13 protein-coding genes and 1 pseudogene are annotated in these 14,274 nt (G+C 59.8%); 7 read left to right on the top strand and 7 right to left on the bottom strand.

The features are described from left to right. The 3 genes from AC07VR_RS17080 to AC07VR_RS17070 form a co-directional block, all read right to left on the bottom strand. Positions 1-714 carry an ABC transporter permease gene (locus AC07VR_RS17080; protein ID WP_494991555.1) on the bottom strand — a complete coding sequence of 238 codons (714 nt, stop codon included), beginning with the start codon at positions 712-714 and terminating at the stop codon, positions 1-3. A gap of 169 nt (positions 715-883) precedes the next feature. After that, on the bottom strand, positions 884-1,666 hold the full coding sequence (locus AC07VR_RS17075) for a transporter substrate-binding domain-containing protein (protein WP_495011928.1): 783 nt from the start codon (positions 1,664-1,666) through the stop codon (positions 884-886). A gap of 33 nt (positions 1,667-1,699) precedes the next feature. Further along, on the bottom strand, positions 1,700-3,706 hold the full coding sequence (locus tag AC07VR_RS17070; RefSeq protein ID WP_495011927.1) for an aminotransferase class I/II-fold pyridoxal phosphate-dependent enzyme: 2,007 nt from the start codon (positions 3,704-3,706) through the stop codon (positions 1,700-1,702). Positions 3,707-3,865: 159 nt separating this feature from the next. On the opposite strand from AC07VR_RS17070, the pseudogene AC07VR_RS17065 reads away from it, so the two are divergent. After that, a pseudogene (locus AC07VR_RS17065) lies at positions 3,866-4,030 on the top strand (Crp/Fnr family transcriptional regulator); the annotation flags it as partial. Between the two features lie 89 nt (positions 4,031-4,119). On the opposite strand, the gene AC07VR_RS17060 reads toward AC07VR_RS17065, so the two are convergent. The 4 genes from AC07VR_RS17060 to AC07VR_RS17045 all read right to left on the bottom strand — a co-directional run bounded on the left by AC07VR_RS17060 (position 4,120) and on the right by AC07VR_RS17045 (position 7,976). Then, a complete protein-coding gene (locus tag AC07VR_RS17060) occupies positions 4,120-4,983 on the bottom strand; it encodes a hypothetical protein (protein ID WP_495011926.1) in 864 nt (287 codons plus the stop codon). Positions 4,984-5,417: 434 nt separating this feature from the next. Beyond that, positions 5,418-6,191, bottom strand: a complete 774-nt coding sequence (locus tag AC07VR_RS17055) for a PAS domain-containing protein (protein WP_495011925.1) — start codon at positions 6,189-6,191, stop codon at positions 5,418-5,420. After that, complete coding sequence (locus tag AC07VR_RS17050) at positions 6,191-6,850, bottom strand: response regulator (RefSeq protein ID WP_495011924.1); 660 nt, start codon at positions 6,848-6,850, stop codon at positions 6,191-6,193. The genes AC07VR_RS17055 and AC07VR_RS17050 overlap by 1 nt, the downstream gene beginning before the upstream one ends. Then, entirely contained in the window at positions 6,819-7,976 is a 1,158-nt protein-coding gene (locus AC07VR_RS17045) for a sensor histidine kinase (RefSeq protein WP_495011923.1), read from the bottom strand. The genes AC07VR_RS17050 and AC07VR_RS17045 overlap by 32 nt, the downstream gene beginning before the upstream one ends. Before the next feature lie 285 nt (positions 7,977-8,261). Between AC07VR_RS17045 and AC07VR_RS17040 the strand changes: the two genes are divergently transcribed. Genes AC07VR_RS17040 through AC07VR_RS17015 form a run of 6 tightly spaced genes read left to right on the top strand, consistent with a single transcriptional unit; the run spans position 8,262 to position 14,247 of the window. Continuing rightward, the gene (locus tag AC07VR_RS17040; RefSeq protein WP_495011922.1) at positions 8,262-8,795 is read left to right on the top strand and encodes a dimethylamine monooxygenase subunit DmmA family protein; all 534 of its coding nucleotides are present in this window, start codon (positions 8,262-8,264) and stop codon (positions 8,793-8,795) included. After that, positions 8,792-9,733 (top strand): PDR/VanB family oxidoreductase, encoded by a 942-nt coding sequence (locus tag AC07VR_RS17035; protein WP_495011921.1) that lies wholly within the window; start codon positions 8,792-8,794, stop codon positions 9,731-9,733. The genes AC07VR_RS17040 and AC07VR_RS17035 overlap by 4 nt, the downstream gene beginning before the upstream one ends. A 9-nt stretch (positions 9,734-9,742) precedes the next feature. Next, a complete protein-coding gene (locus AC07VR_RS17030; RefSeq protein ID WP_495011920.1) occupies positions 9,743-10,756 on the top strand; it encodes a heme-dependent oxidative N-demethylase family protein in 1,014 nt (337 codons plus the stop codon). 40 nt (positions 10,757-10,796) lie between these two features. Next, the gene (locus tag AC07VR_RS17025) at positions 10,797-11,927 is read left to right on the top strand and encodes an aminomethyl transferase family protein (protein WP_495011919.1); all 1,131 of its coding nucleotides are present in this window, start codon (positions 10,797-10,799) and stop codon (positions 11,925-11,927) included. A gap of 35 nt (positions 11,928-11,962) precedes the next feature. After that, on the top strand, positions 11,963-12,829 hold the full coding sequence (gene purU / locus AC07VR_RS17020) for a formyltetrahydrofolate deformylase (RefSeq protein ID WP_495011918.1): 867 nt from the start codon (positions 11,963-11,965) through the stop codon (positions 12,827-12,829). A 50-nt stretch (positions 12,830-12,879) separates the two neighbouring features. Beyond that, the gene (locus tag AC07VR_RS17015) at positions 12,880-14,247 is read left to right on the top strand and encodes a trimethylamine monooxygenase (RefSeq protein ID WP_495011917.1); all 1,368 of its coding nucleotides are present in this window, start codon (positions 12,880-12,882) and stop codon (positions 14,245-14,247) included. Positions 14,248-14,274 lie beyond the last annotated feature (27 nt).

Here is a 14,274-nt window from a genome sequence, read left to right as displayed (position 1 = left end):
TTACTCAGCCAAAGGCATCCAGCGACGGATTCGTCGCTCGAGGCGTCCCGATAGGTAGTTGGAGGTCAGTGTCACCACGTAATACAGCGCGGCCGCCGTGAGGTAGAACAGCAGGTAGTGACGGGTCGAACCGGCCGCCTGCTTGGCGGTGTACAGCAGCTCGTTGGTCCCGACCACGCTGATCAATGCGCTGTCCTTGATCAGGTTGATCCACAAGTTGGCCATGCCAGCCAACGCATACGGCGCCATGATCGGCAACGTGACCCGACGAAACAGCCCGAAGCCGTGCAAACCGAAAGCACGCGCCGCTTCGATCTGCCCATGGGGAATGGCCAGAATCGCCGCGCGGAAAATTTCCGAGGCGTAAGCACCCTGCACCAGGCCCAATACCAGAATCGCCACCAGCGGCCCACTGACGTTCACTTCGGCGTAGCCGGCCCACACCATCAGCGCGTTGAGGCCCATGGAGCCGACGTAATACAGGAGTAAAATCAGCAACAGTTCCGGGATCGCCCGAAACAATGTGGTGTAACCACGCATCAGTGTCGCCACCGGTCGCGGTGCGCCGAGTTTGGCGCAGGCCACCACCAGGCCGATAAACAGGCCAACTACAAAGGCCCCGGCCGAAATTTGCAGGGTCATCCATAACCCTTGCAACAGTGCACTTCCCCATCCCTGCTCACTGAAATCGATCAAATCGAATATCGCTGGCATTTCAGCCCTCCACGGATTTATCGACTGTCTCCCCTGTATCAAAGATCTACCGTAGGAGCCGAGCTTGCTCGCGATGGTCGTTAACGATTATGCGTGCTTGCTGACGAAACGCGTCAGCTTCACGTCCATCGCGAGCAAGCTCGGCTCCTACGGGTTCGGGTTGCCTGCGTTATTGAGCAGGCTTGACGCTGATATCGAAATATTTCCGGGAGATGGCGTCGTAGTCCTTGCTCGCCAATAGGGACTGGATGGCTGAATCCAGATGGGTTTTAAGATCCGTGTCGTCCTTGCGCAGACCCGCGCCGACACCGCGACCGAACACCGGGTCGTATGGCACGGTGCCGAGGTTGTCCAGTCCATTGGCGTCGGGGGATTTGACGAAGCTGGAAACCGCGGTGCCATCGGCCATCATCATGTCGATGCGCCCGGCGATGAGGTCGGCATTGGCTGAATCCTGAGTATCGTAATAACGCAGGTCAGCGATGTTTTCGTAGTATTTCTTCAGGTAGTTGGCGCTGACCGTGGAGATCTGCACACCGATAACCTTGCCCTTGAGCCCGGCCGGGGAAATGTCCACTTTGGTCCCTTTGGGGCCGGCAATCGCTACTGGCGTATCGTAATAGGCCTTGCTGAAGGCAATCTGTTTTTCACGCTCTTCAGTGATCGACATCGACGAGAAAATCACATCGATCTTCTTCGCCAGCAGCGATGGGATGATCCCGTCCCAGGCCACTTCCTTGATTTCACATTGCGCCTTTATTTCATCGCACAGCTTGTGAATCAGGTCGACCTCAAACCCGGACCATTGCCCATTGGCCTGTTTCAACGTGAACGGCGGATAGGGTTCCGCCGCGACCGCAAATACAATGGGTTTTGCCTGAGCCAGGCCAGAGCTTGCCGCAAGCATAAGCACTGCACTGCCCAACCAGTTTGCCAAACGCTTCTGTCCCATGATGTTGCCCCGTCTTTTTATTGTGTGTTGGAGTTAGCGAGTTTGATGTGCGTTGACGAATTGACGACAACGTTCACTGCGTGGATCTACAAACACCTCATCCGGCGAACCGGTTTCCTCGATCAGCCCTTGATGGAGAAAGGCCACTTTGGAAGAGACATCGCGGGCGAAGGCCATTTCATGAGTCACCAGGATCATGGTCCGGCCTTCTTCGGCGAGTGAGCGGATCACCCTCAGCACTTCCCCGACCAGCTCCGGGTCCAGCGCCGAGGTGGGTTCATCGAACAGCATGACCTTGGGCCGCATGGCCAAAGCGCGGGCGATGGCTACCCGCTGTTGCTGTCCACCGGACAAAAAGGCCGGGTATTCATTACGCTTGGCCGCCAACCCGACCCGTTCAAGCAGCGCTTCGGCGCGCTCGATGGATTCGGCCCGGCTTTCGCGCAGCACCTGGATCGGTGCTTCGATGAGGTTTTCCAGCACCGTGCGATGGGGCCACAGATTGAAATTCTGGAAGACCATGCCGAGGCTGGAGCGGATGCGCACCAATTGTTTCGCGTCGGCCACCAGCGGGCTGCCGGGGCGGTCGTAATTGAGTTTGATGCTTTCGCCGTCGACATGAATGCTGCCCTGGTCCGGCACTTCGAGCATGTTGATGCAGCGCAGCAGTGTGCTTTTACCCGAGCCACTGGCACCGATCAGGGAGATCACCTCGCCTTCGTGAGCGGTCAGGGAAATACCCTTGAGCACCTCGATATTGCCGAAGCGTTTGTGCAGTGTGTCGATCTCGATCATCTTTTTTGCCGCTGCGGGCTCAGCGGGTGTTTTAGCCGCAGCGGCAGTGATTCTGACTCTGGTCGGCACTTGGGCCTGCAGGGCCCGGACGAAGGCCGTGATTCGTTCACAGGCCTGCAACAGGCGTTCTTCAGCCAACGTCAACGACAACCGAACGAAGCCCTCGGCGGGTTTGCCGAACACCGCCGCGTCGAGCACCGACACGCCGGCTTCACGAAACAGGCGCCAGGCGAAATCCAGCGAGCTGAGCCCGGTATCGCGCACATCCACTAATACGAACATTCCCGCTTGCGGTTTGAGCACGCCAATACCCGGGCAATGACTCAGGCCATCGACCAGCAGATCGCGCCGACGGCGGTAGGATTCGCGCAGGCTCCGGGAGACCTCGTCATGGGCCAATACCGCGGCCAGCGCCGCCTCCATGACAAAACCGGGCAAACTGTAACGCATGCTCAGAACCAGGGTTTCGGCGTGGGCGATCAGGGTCGGCTCGGCGATGATCCAGCCGATGCGCCGACCCGTCACAGCGTGGGATTTCGCCAGGCTGCCAATCACCACGCAGCGTTCAGCCATGCCGGGCAAGGCCGCGAGGCTGGTGTATTCGCACTCGAACACCAGGCTTTCATACGCTTGGTCCACCACCACCCACAGGTCATGGGCAATCGCCAGGTCGGCGATGCCCTGCAGCTCTTCGCGACTGAGCACGACGCCGGTGGGGTTGTTCGGACTGGAGAAAAAAATCGCCCGGGTCCGCGGGGTGATGGCCTTTGCCAACAGCGCGGCGTCGAGGCGAAAACCCGAGTCTGCCGCGCACGGCACCCGTACCGGGGTCGCGCCGCTCTCCTTGAGCGCCGCCTCATAGGCGACATACATCGGATCGAGAACAACGACCTCATCGCCGGCCTGCAACAGACACATCGAGGTGACGAACAAGGCGTTCTGCGCACCGGCCACGGCGAGGACATTCTGTGTTTGCAAGGGTCGGCCGAGGGATTGGCTGTAACGGGCGACGATGGCCTCGCGCAACGCTGTGCAGTCGGCGATTTCAGTGTGGGAGGTGTCGTCTTGCCGCAAGGCGTCGATGGCGGTGCCGGTAATCAAATTCGGTGGGGGGAAATCCGGATCACCCACGCTGAGGATAATCACATCTTCGCCCTTGCGCTGAGCGTTGAACGCAGCCTGGTGGATGTCCCAGGCAGCAACACCCTGCCCTGAAATTCGCTCAACAAAGGGTGAAAACCGCATGCCAGAGCCTCTCGTTCAGATAGAAAAAGCGCAAGCCCGCATGTAACCAGCCGGGGGGTGCAGCCAACATAAATGAAACTGAACAGTCGTTCAACGTGAAATTTCAACGAATGTCGTTCAAGGCTCAAACAGTCGCGAATTGAGGTATCCATGTTCATGGAAGTCGTTAGCGATGCTGCGGGCAAGTTGCAGATGCTCGGCGTGATCGAGTACAGCCGTGGGCATATTACGATGTTGGACCGATCCAGGCGTGAAAGGCTTTGTTGCGAGTGTTACTCGGTGACCAGGAAAAAAAACGATCGTTTGCTACCTTACATTCCTTAGCACGTTGCCAGTTGACAGCGTCCAGTTACGGGTTGCCCTGCCTGGTGGAATCAGTATTGTCTTTGTTGAAAGACCGGGTGGCGCAGCACCTATTTCACCGGTGATGCAGAGTCGGCGGCGCGCTGGCGCTGGACCTCCAGGCGCTTCATGTTCAGATACTCGCTTCTCTCCAACTCATGAAGCTGCCGCGGATAACGCTCGGTCCCCGCGTACCAATCGCTCAGGCGTTTTTCGAGCTGCTCCGGCGCAGGCGTCGACAGCGCACCCAGGTAGGCTTCGATCGCCAGGTAGTAGCGCATCGCATTGCGCTCGACGATACCGCGCATGCCGCCAATATAGGCTGGCTGTCCGTCGACCTTTGTGCCAACGATACTGAAACCTGCCTTGTTGCGCCCCGTCGTTGCCAGGTAGCTCTGCATGGTCAGGCGGGCCGCAATGCCATAGCCGTATGAATACGACAAATGAAGGAAGCTGTGTTGGGAGTCGAGCATCACCACCTCGAGTTCGACACGGTAGCGATTCGTTCCAAGCGGTCCTTGCGCAGCGTTCAGTGTGATCTGCAGATAGTCGGGACCGGCCACCACTACCTGATAGAGAAAGTCGAACCGGTAGGCATCAGCCAGCGGCTGATCGAACTTGCGCCCAATATAGACGGTCAATGTGTCGCCGCTGGATGAGGAACGACAACTCTTTACGTTCAGATGCAGGATCAGGATGTCACACCAGCGGTCGATGCCCTGCAATGCCGGACTGAGCACCGCATAGGGCTGCTCAACCAAGGAATAGATGTCGCCTTTCAGGCTCCCTGAGGTTTCACTGGATTCAAGGTAGAGCGGACGGTGAAACGAGTTGCTGAGCATTTGCTCATGCAAGGCAACGTAGCGTGCCTTAAGCGTTTGTGCATCCTGCGCATGTACCAGCGGCATGCCAACCAGCGTACAGAGCAAGACCATCCAAAGCAGCCTGGTACATCCGTAGAAGCTGATCTTCGCCCTGCTGCCGCGCCTTGCAGGCATCACCTGTGCATGAGTCACAGCCAGTACTCCCAGAGGTGAGCGAACACTGCTGGCATGAGCAGTGTCAGGCTCAGCACTGCCGAGGCTCGCACCAGATTCCACATTGAAAGCGGGCTCATTGAGCATCCTCCTGGGGCTGGAGGGGACACCTGGATCATCGCAGTGAATGAACACAGCTTCGGTACGATAGCGCGCTTAACAGAACACTTTCCGAGTTTAGTACTTCAAGCATCGCCTGAGATAGCAGCGTTCGTTGCAGCAGGCCAGGTCCTGATCCGGGCTGTACCTGAATGTCTGGTTTGCCAAAGCGCTTAACCAATCAACGGCGGCTGCGCCGCGGGATGAGCATCACACTTTCTATCGCGGCTCTGTCATATGCGCCCCGCAGGCAGATTGACGATTTCAAAAATCGCGCCCTCGATACCCAGCACTTCGCGGCTGTCCGAATAGATGCCGACGCCCTTTTCCCAGACGTTCTTGATGGTGTTGTCCGCACAGCGGATCCGGTAGCGAAGTTCGTAAGGCTGGTGTCGGGACAAAGCGTGCTGAACCTCGCGCCAGACGTAATCGGCATCGTCCGGATGGATCAGGCTGTTATAGGTGCAGTCGTGACTGTCCATCAGCCTTTCGGCGGCATAGCCCGTCAGTTGCAGGCAGCCGGCGCTGACGAATTCCATGGTCCAGTCGTGGTTGTTGCGCCCACGATAGATCAGCCCGGGCATGCTATCGAGCAGGCTCAGGGCGCTGCGTTGACTGGCCTGCAAAGCGATTTCGCGACGCTTGTGCTGGGTGATGTCGTTGACCACCAGATAGAACCGTAAGTCCCGGCGCTTGAGGCTGATATCGAACCAGCGCAGATCTCCCTGAGGATGGACGAAACGCAGGCGCTGACTGAAGGAAATATCCGGCCGATGGCGCAATTCATACAGCGCCTGACGCCACAGGGAACGGTCTTCCTGATGCACATACTCAACGATGTTGCGCTCATCGCCAGGCGACTCCATCAAGTCCGCCCAGGCCGTATTGAAATGGGCAATCTCGCCGTTGTCCTTGAGTTCAAGCAAGGCGATAGGAAACACGTCCAGGGGTTGCGACGCCGGCCGGCCAAACACCGACTCAACGGGTGAAGCACATTCGTCCGCCATCAATGACGCTCCTTTGTTCTCAATGACCCGACCTTGTGGACCCAGGCTGCCAGCTCCAGTCGCGAACGCAAATTGAGCTTTTGCAGCAGGTTCTTCACGTAGATCTTCACCGTGCCGTCGCTGATGCCCAGCTCCCGGCCTATCTGTTTGTTGCTCATGCCCGAAGCGATCAGCGCCAGGGTTTGCCCTTCACGATCAGTCAGGCTGCCGTCTTCGATTTTTTCTTGCGGCGCCTCGGTTTCGCCATGCCCGGCCAGCAGCGACACCAGGCAATCATCCAGAACAATCGCGCCTTTGCTGCAATTGCGCATGTACGACAGCAGCGCTTCGGGCTCGGTCTCCTTCAGGACATAACCACTGGCTCCCAGGCGTAAGGCCGTCAGCAACTCGCCGCGATCCATCGAAGCGGTCAATACGACAATCTGGCATTCGAGCCCCAACTGTTTCATCTCGTCGAGTACCTGCAAGCCGCTCAAACCCGGCATGTGCAAGTCCAGCAACACCTGCCTGGGCAGCAGCTGCACCGCCAGGTTGATCCCTTCCCTGCCGCTGGCCGCCTGGCCAACCACATCGAAGTCATCGCTGGCGGCAAACAGTTGCGCCAGACCTTTGCGGAACAAGGGATGATCATCGATCAACAATAAGGTCGTGCTGTTCATCGAAGTGCCTCTGCGGGTCGTCATTGTTCTGGATAAGGCTCAGGTGCACGCGAGCGCCATGGGGGCGAATGGTTTCGATGGACAGCTGCGCACCGATGGTCGATGCACGTTCACGAATGATCGCCAGCCCATAGTGGTTCTCCTCAACCGAGGCCGGACTCAGACCGATGCCGTCATCTTCGACGGTCACCGTAATCTCGCCATGCCGGGTCTGGCGCAGTTCGATCCGCACGTGCCGGGCGTGGGAATGTCGCACCACATTGGCCAGCGCCTCGCGGATGATCTGCAGAATCTGCAGTTCGGTTTCCGGGTACAGCGCATCCTCGGCCAGACGGTTGTCCAGCTCGAAAACGATGATGCAGCGTCGGGAAAACTCGGCCACCGAGTCCGCCAGCGCCTGGCGCAGTGAACGCCCGTCCATGGTCAACCGTGCGCTGGTGATCAATTCGCGCACCTGGCGCTGCAAATGACTCAACCCGCCGCGCAACTCGGCCAGCAAGGGGGCGGCCTGCTCCGGCTCACGCAGCTTGGCCTGCATCAGGCTGGCCTGAAACGACAGATAGCCCAATTGCTGTGCCACCGAATCGTGAAGTTCACGGGCCAGTGCACCATGCTGGAACGTTGCCTCCCTGCATTGCTGTTCACGCTTGTGCCGCAGTAGCTGCACCGTCACTCCCAGCACCCGCGCCGTTTCCCCAAGCAACCCATGAAACCCGCGACTGGCCGCGCGCGGCGTGTCCAGCAGCAATACCCCGCGCCTATCGGGCGCGATGCAGGGCAGAACACTCAGCAGGCGATAACGACCCCGATGCCGGCAGGCCATGCACTGCTGCGGTACAGCTGTCGCGGCACCGGTGCGCCACGGGCAGCCCGGCGTCTCATCGCAGGAGCTGAGCATGGCCCGACGGCCGGGGCCGAAGTCCTCGCCAGTCAACAACAACCCCAATTTGCTGCCAGGGTTCAGTGCTTCGAATCGATCGAGAAAATGTGGCAAGGCATCGTCCGCGTCGACCAGGCGCAGCGGCAATTGGGCGAGCAATGCCCGCACGCTGTCCACCTGACGCGGCCGCGAACGCAAGAACCATTGCGCCCACCCGCCAGGTCGCATTCGAGCTTTCAATGACATCCGCCTGCCCTTTGGAAAACCGTGGCGATTAGTCGAGCAACTTCCATGCCTGCCCGCTATCGCCGACGGACTACCCCCAAAGAGATATCTCTTTTTCCGGATTGAACGGTAATTCCTTTCGGGAAACTATCTTCCCCACCAAGAAATAACGACGCCGATTCTGAGCACGGCCAAACGCCGAAAGACAGCGCACCAGACCGAGGCTTTGACGCCTGGCTTGCGCACCAGATCGGGACATTTATTCGCCAGGCGCTGTTGAAACGCTGGACAGCCAGGAGGGTTGCAATGACTGAGACACAAAGCGCTGCGCCGTACAGACCCCAGAGTGTGCCGGTGTACCGTGAACCGACTCTGCGCTCTCACGCGCTGCATCACATTCTGGTGACGCAAACGGCGACAGCCGCGGCGCTTGGGCGTCTGCTCAAGAACTTCGATCAGCCGGCGCTGCCCACTCCCCGCGTACTGTGCGCCGCGGTAGACGGGTTCGAGCGACAGTTGAAAGCGTTGCTCGACGCCACTGCGGTCGGCACCCAGCTGTACGTTCTCGGCGACGAAGCCTTTCTTTGGCGCATCCACGGCGTGGCCCGCACTGCCGGAATGCACAGCGAAGAGATTGACCTGATCGAATCCGGACCGGTGCTGCGCAGGGTGTTTTGCGTGCACTGCCGCCATGTTCAGGACAGCGGCCCACAGGCACAAGTGTGCTGCTCCAATTGCCAGCTCCGCCTGGGCGTGCGCGAGCACTTCTCCCAGCGCCTGGGTGCTTATCTGGGCGTCTGCGAAAACCCCGATCAGCCTTATGCGCAGGCTCAATCATGAGCACGGCGCTGGAGGTACAGGTCGCCGACGCAAAAATGCTGACACCGGTGATTCGCGAATTCACCTTCGTCAGTCGCTCTGGCCGGTTGCCGGGGTTTTCCTCGGGCAGTCACGTACAGGTCCATTTGTCATTGGCCGAGCGCAGCGTGCGCAACGCTTATTCATTGATCAGCGATCCGGCTGACACTCGCCACTATCGCATCGCCGTACGCTTGCAGGACGACTCCCGCGGTGGTTCGCGCCACCTGCATCAACGGGTGAATGTCGGCGATACCTTGCACCTGTCGCCCCCGGCGAATCTGTTCGCCCTGCATTCGACCGCTCGCCAGCACATCCTGATTGCCGGCGGCATCGGTATCACGCCGTTCATGGCGTACATCAGTGCGCTGGAACTGCGCAACGCCGACTTCGAATTGCATTACGCCTACCGCAAAAACCTGACCGATGCCTATGCCGACGAACTGCAGCAACGCCTGGGATCACGCCTGCATCGCTATGACGCCAGCACTGGCGCAGCCCTGGACCTAACGGCGATTCTCAGCGACCGGCCCTTGGGCAGTCATGTCTACGTCTGCGGCCCGCAGCGACTGTTGATGGGCGTTCGGGAACAGGCCAAAGCCCTCGGCTGGCCACCCGGCCGGGTCCATTGGGAAGCCTTCAGCGGCGCAGAACCGGGCTTGCCGTTCAGCCTGGAACTGGCGCGCAGCGGACGGCGGATTCAGGTGAGCGCCGAGCAAAGCCTGCTCGAAGCACTGGAATCGGCCGGTCTGGAAGTCCCCAGCCTGTGCCGCGGCGGGGTCTGCGGGCAGTGCGTCACGCGCCATCTCAAAGGCGATATCGATCACCGCGACAGCATTCTGAGCAGCACCGAGCAGGCCGAATTTCTCATGCCCTGCGTATCACGCGGCTGCGGCTCTTGCGTTTTGCTGGACCTTTAGGAGTCGACCATGACCGTTCAATTCAGCCCCCTGGAAAGCTACCGGGACACCTTCAGCTTCCACAACAGTGCATCGGCCATCGAGCGTTTTCCGTTTCCGTTCACCGAAGACAGCTACATGTACTCGGTGAACATCGAGCCGGCGCGCGCCAAAGAACCGGGCTCGGTGTACCAACACTGGTTCGATATCGACGAGCATTACCTGTCGGAAATAGCCGAGCGTGCACTGGTACTGGACAAGGACCCGCGCCGCTACCTGGTGATGCCGCATATGCAGGAAGCGTCGTGGGATGCCTTGCAGATGTTCATGGAACATCTGGCTGCCGACTATCCGCAGTGGTTCGAGCTGAGCTGCGACGCTAACCGCTGGCACTGGCGCAACAAGGCGCTGGGCATCGATCAGGCGTTTGTCTTCGGCGATGCCTCGACCCTCCCCTGCGAACCGCTGGAGTTCATCACCCGTCAGGTTCAGGGCGACATCGCACTGCTCGACCAGCGCGATGGCGATCTGTTCATGGACGCCGGGATGGTCACCAGTCCCGCCGACTGGTCGCTGGCCTTCGATGCCGGGATGAGCTTCAAGCAATGGCATTCGCCGGTGCCCATGGCCAACCAGATGGGCGTGTTCGACCGGGCACTGAAGTACCTGCTCAACGTCCAGGTCGATCAACCGGTGCGCAGGCTCAACTGGACGCTGACAATCAATCCGCGCCTGGATTCGTCCCCCGAGACTTACCACGAATGGGGCGCCGAGCGCGGCAGCATCACCGATGAAAACGTCGGCCAACTCGTCCACCTGCGCGTGGAGCTGCAATTCATGGCCCGCCTGCCCCGCAGCAACGGCCTGATGTTCAGCATCCGCACCTACCTGATCAGCATGAACGAACTGGTCAGCCATCCCGGCTGGGGCCGGCGCCTGCACCGGGTGCTGCGTGACTTACCCGACCCGATCGCCGAATACAAAGGCATGACCCGTTATCGGCAGACGCTGGTGGACTGGCTGAGCCAGTTCGACCAGGCCTGAAACACCTTGACCCAACCCCATTCAGACAAGGAATCACGATATGGCCAACTCCTGGCGCATTTCCGCACTGGCCGAACGTCACCGCGCGCTCGGCTCACAGCTTGAAGACTGGAACGGAATGGGCACTGCCTGGACCTACAGCTCGGACCTGGCCGAGCATCATCAGGCGATCCGTACCCGCGCCGGTTTGATGGATGTCTCGGGGCTGAAAAAAGTCCATTACGTCGGGCCCCACGCCGAAAGCCTGCTGCAATGGGCGACCACCCGTGACATCGCCAAGCTCTACCCCGGCAAGTCGGTCTATGCCTCGATGCTCGATGAGGACGGCAAGTTCATCGATGACTGCATCGTCTACCGCACCGGCCCCAATGCCTTCATGGTGGTGCACGGCGCGGGCACCGGTTACGAGATGCTGGTGCGCTCGGCTCAGGGCCGTCAGGTTGCGGTGCTGTTCGATGACGACCTGCACGACCTGTCGTTACAAGGGCCGTTGGCGGTGGACTTTCTCGCCGAACACGTTCCGGGCATTCGTCAGCTGCCGTACTTCCATCACCTGCAAACCAAACTGTTCGGCCGTCCGGTGATGATCTCCCGCACCGGCTACACCGGCGAGCGCGGTTACGAAATCTTCTGCAAGGCCACCGACGCCCCGACCCTATGGGACGAAATCCTCGAACAGGGTGCGGGCATGGGCATCATCCCGTGTGCCTTCACCGCCCTGGACTGGTTGCGGGTCGAAAGCTCGCTGATGTTCTTCCCCTACGACAACTCGCAAATGTACCCCTTCGCCGATCAAAAAGCCGGCGACACCCTGTGGGAGCTCGGCCTGGATTTCACCGTATCGCCGGAAAAACAGGACTTTCGCGGTGCCGACGAGCACCGGCGCCTGCGCGGTAAAGAACGCTTCAAGATCGCCGGCGTGTTGCTCGAAGGCGCCCGCGCCGCTGAAGCCGGAGACACTCTGTGGCAGGCCGGCAAGAAAGTCGGCGTCATCACCTGCGGCATGTATTCGCGCCTGAGCAAACGCTCCATGGCCATCGCCCGCATGGACGCCGACTGCGCCGCACCGGGATTTGCCATGCAGGTACACGGCAGCCTTGAGGTCGCGGCCATCACCCACGCCTTGCCGTTCGATGATCCGGAAAAAACCAAACGCACCGCCAAAGGCTGATCGAACGCCAACCACGCATTCCAAGGGAGACCTCGATGGACACGCCACACCAACATTACATCCTCAAGATCAGCTGCCCCGCCGCCTCCGGCATTGTTGCCGCAGTCACCTCCTGGCTGGCCGGGCAAGCGTGCTACATCAGCGAGCTGTCGCAATTCGACGATGAATTCACCGGGCGCTTTTTCATGCGCGCGGTGTTTCGTTTCAACAAAGGTGTGGTCGGCGACATCGCCCCGCTGCGCCTGGGCTTGAGCGAGTTGGCCGGCGGTTTCGACATGCAATGGCAGCTGTTCAGTTCGGCTCAGCCGACCCGTGTGCTGCTGATGGTCAGCAAGTTCGACCACTGCCTGACCGACCTGCTGTATCGCCATCGCAAGGGCGAAATGGACATGCAGATCACCGCCATCGTCTCCAACCACCTGGACCTGCGGCCGATGGCCGAACGTGAAGGGATCCGCTTCATTTACCTGCCGGTGAGCAAAGAGAGCAAGTCCCGACAGGAAGCCGAACTGCTGCGCATCGTCGAAGAGACCGAGACCGATCTGGTGGTGCTCGCCCGCTACATGCAGATCCTTTCCGATGACCTGTGCAAACAGCTGTCCGGGCGAGCGATCAACATCCATCACTCGTTTCTCCCCGGCTTCAAGGGTGCCAAGCCCTATCACCAGGCCTACGAGCGCGGCGTGAAACTGATCGGCGCCACCGCCCACTACGTCACCTCGGACCTCGACGAAGGCCCGATCATCGAACAGGAAATCCAGCGCGTCGATCACACCTACCTGCCCGATGCGCTGGTCGCCATCGGCCGCGACACCGAAACCGTCGCACTTTCCAAAGCCCTGAAATACCACCTGGAACACCGGGTGTTCATCAACCAGGACAAGACGGTGATCTTTCGCTGAGCGAGCCACCACCTCGAACCCATTCCGACCGACAGGCACGAGACACGACCATGACCACACGCGTTGCAATCATCGGCGCCGGCCCTTGCGGCATGGCTCAACTGCGGGCATTTCAATCGGCCAGGGACAAGGGAACCCCCATCCCGGAACTGGTCTGCTACGAAAAACAGCAAGACTGGGGTGGCATGTGGAATTACACCTGGCGCACCGGCCTGGATGAAAACGGTGAACCGGTCCACGGCAGCATGTACCGCTATTTGTGGTCCAACGGCCCGAAAGAATGCCTGGAGTTCGCCGACTACACCTTCGAGGAGCACTTCGGTCGCCCCATCGGCTCCTATCCGCCCCGGGAAGTACTGTGGGATTACATCAAGGGCCGCGTCGAAAAAGCCGGGGTTCGTGACTACATCCGTTTCAACAACGTAGTGCGCCAGGTCACCTATGACCAACAGACCGGGCGCTTCACCGTGGTCGCACACGACCATGGCAGCGATACCCAGACCTGGGAAGAGTTCGACTACGTGATCAATGCCTGCGGGCACTTTTCGACGCCGAAGATGCCGTATTTCCCCGGGTTCGAACATTTCGGCGGGCGCATCCTGCACGCCCATGATTTTCGCGAAGCGCTGGAGTTCAAGGGCAAGGACTTGTTGATCGTCGGCAGCAGTTATTCCGCCGAAGACATCGGTTCGCAGTGCTACAAGTACGGCGCCCGCAGCATCACCAGTTGCTACCGCACCGCGCCCATGGGCTATGACTGGCCCGCCAACTGGGAAGAAAAACCGCTGCTGCAGCGCCTGGAAAAGAACCGCGCGTATTTTATCGACGGCACTCACAAACACATCGACGCGGTGATTCTGTGCACCGGCTACAAGCATCACTTCCCGTTCCTGCCGGACGAACTGTGCCTCAAGACCGACAACCGGTTGTGGCCGATGAACCTGTACAAGGGGATTTTCTGGGAGCCCAACCCACAGCTGATCTACCTCGGCATGCAGGACCAGTGGTACTCCTTCAACATGTTCGATGCCCAGGCCTGGTACGCCCGCGACGTGATCCTGCAACGCATTGCCCTGCCCGATCAGGCGCAAATGATCGCCGACAGCCTGGAGTGGCAAGCCCGCGAACAGCAGCTTGAAACCAACCAGCAGATGTTCGAATACCAGGGCGCCTACATCCAGCAATTGGTGGACGCCACCGACTACCCGAACTTCGATATCGCCGCGGTCAACGACACCTTCCTGCACTGGAAGCACGACAAGGCGCACAACATCATGGGTTACCGCGACAAGTCCTACCGCTCGCTGATGACCGGCACCCAGTCGCCGCCCCATCACACGCCGTGGCTCAACGCGCTGGACGACTCCATGGCGGCCTATCTGAGTGAAGAGCCCGATGCCATCAAGTCGGTCGGTTGAGCCTGTGCCGATGACCACAGCACTTAA

The organism is Pseudomonas sp. GW821-FHT02H09, from assembly GCF_059421425.1.
The sequence above is the reverse complement of the archived record's forward strand: the minus strand, read 5'-3'. Positions and strand labels throughout refer to the sequence as shown.

What these genes read in the sequence shown, in the direction of transcription:
- AC07VR_RS17050 (WP_495011924.1), bottom strand. Translation starts at nt 6,850, where the DNA reads ATGAACAGCACGACCTTATTGTTGATCGATGATCATCCCTTGTTCCGC.
- AC07VR_RS17080 (WP_494991555.1), bottom strand. Translation starts at nt 714, where the DNA reads ATGCCAGCGATATTCGATTTGATCGATTTCAGTGAGCAGGGATGGGGA.
- AC07VR_RS17025 (WP_495011919.1), top strand. Translation starts at nt 10,797, where the DNA reads ATGGCCAACTCCTGGCGCATTTCCGCACTGGCCGAACGTCACCGCGCG.
- AC07VR_RS17035 (WP_495011921.1), top strand. Translation starts at nt 8,792, where the DNA reads ATGAGCACGGCGCTGGAGGTACAGGTCGCCGACGCAAAAATGCTGACA.
- AC07VR_RS17015 (WP_495011917.1), top strand. Translation starts at nt 12,880, where the DNA reads ATGACCACACGCGTTGCAATCATCGGCGCCGGCCCTTGCGGCATGGCT.
- AC07VR_RS17055 (WP_495011925.1), bottom strand. Translation starts at nt 6,191, where the DNA reads ATGGCGGACGAATGTGCTTCACCCGTTGAGTCGGTGTTTGGCCGGCCG.
- purU (WP_495011918.1), top strand. Translation starts at nt 11,963, where the DNA reads ATGGACACGCCACACCAACATTACATCCTCAAGATCAGCTGCCCCGCC.
- AC07VR_RS17075 (WP_495011928.1), bottom strand. Translation starts at nt 1,666, where the DNA reads ATGGGACAGAAGCGTTTGGCAAACTGGTTGGGCAGTGCAGTGCTTATG.
- AC07VR_RS17040 (WP_495011922.1), top strand. Translation starts at nt 8,262, where the DNA reads ATGACTGAGACACAAAGCGCTGCGCCGTACAGACCCCAGAGTGTGCCG.
- AC07VR_RS17060 (WP_495011926.1), bottom strand. Translation starts at nt 4,983, where the DNA reads ATGGTCTTGCTCTGTACGCTGGTTGGCATGCCGCTGGTACATGCGCAG.
- AC07VR_RS17030 (WP_495011920.1), top strand. Translation starts at nt 9,743, where the DNA reads ATGACCGTTCAATTCAGCCCCCTGGAAAGCTACCGGGACACCTTCAGC.
- AC07VR_RS17045 (WP_495011923.1), bottom strand. Translation starts at nt 7,976, where the DNA reads ATGTCATTGAAAGCTCGAATGCGACCTGGCGGGTGGGCGCAATGGTTC.
- AC07VR_RS17070 (WP_495011927.1), bottom strand. Translation starts at nt 3,706, where the DNA reads ATGCGGTTTTCACCCTTTGTTGAGCGAATTTCAGGGCAGGGTGTTGCT.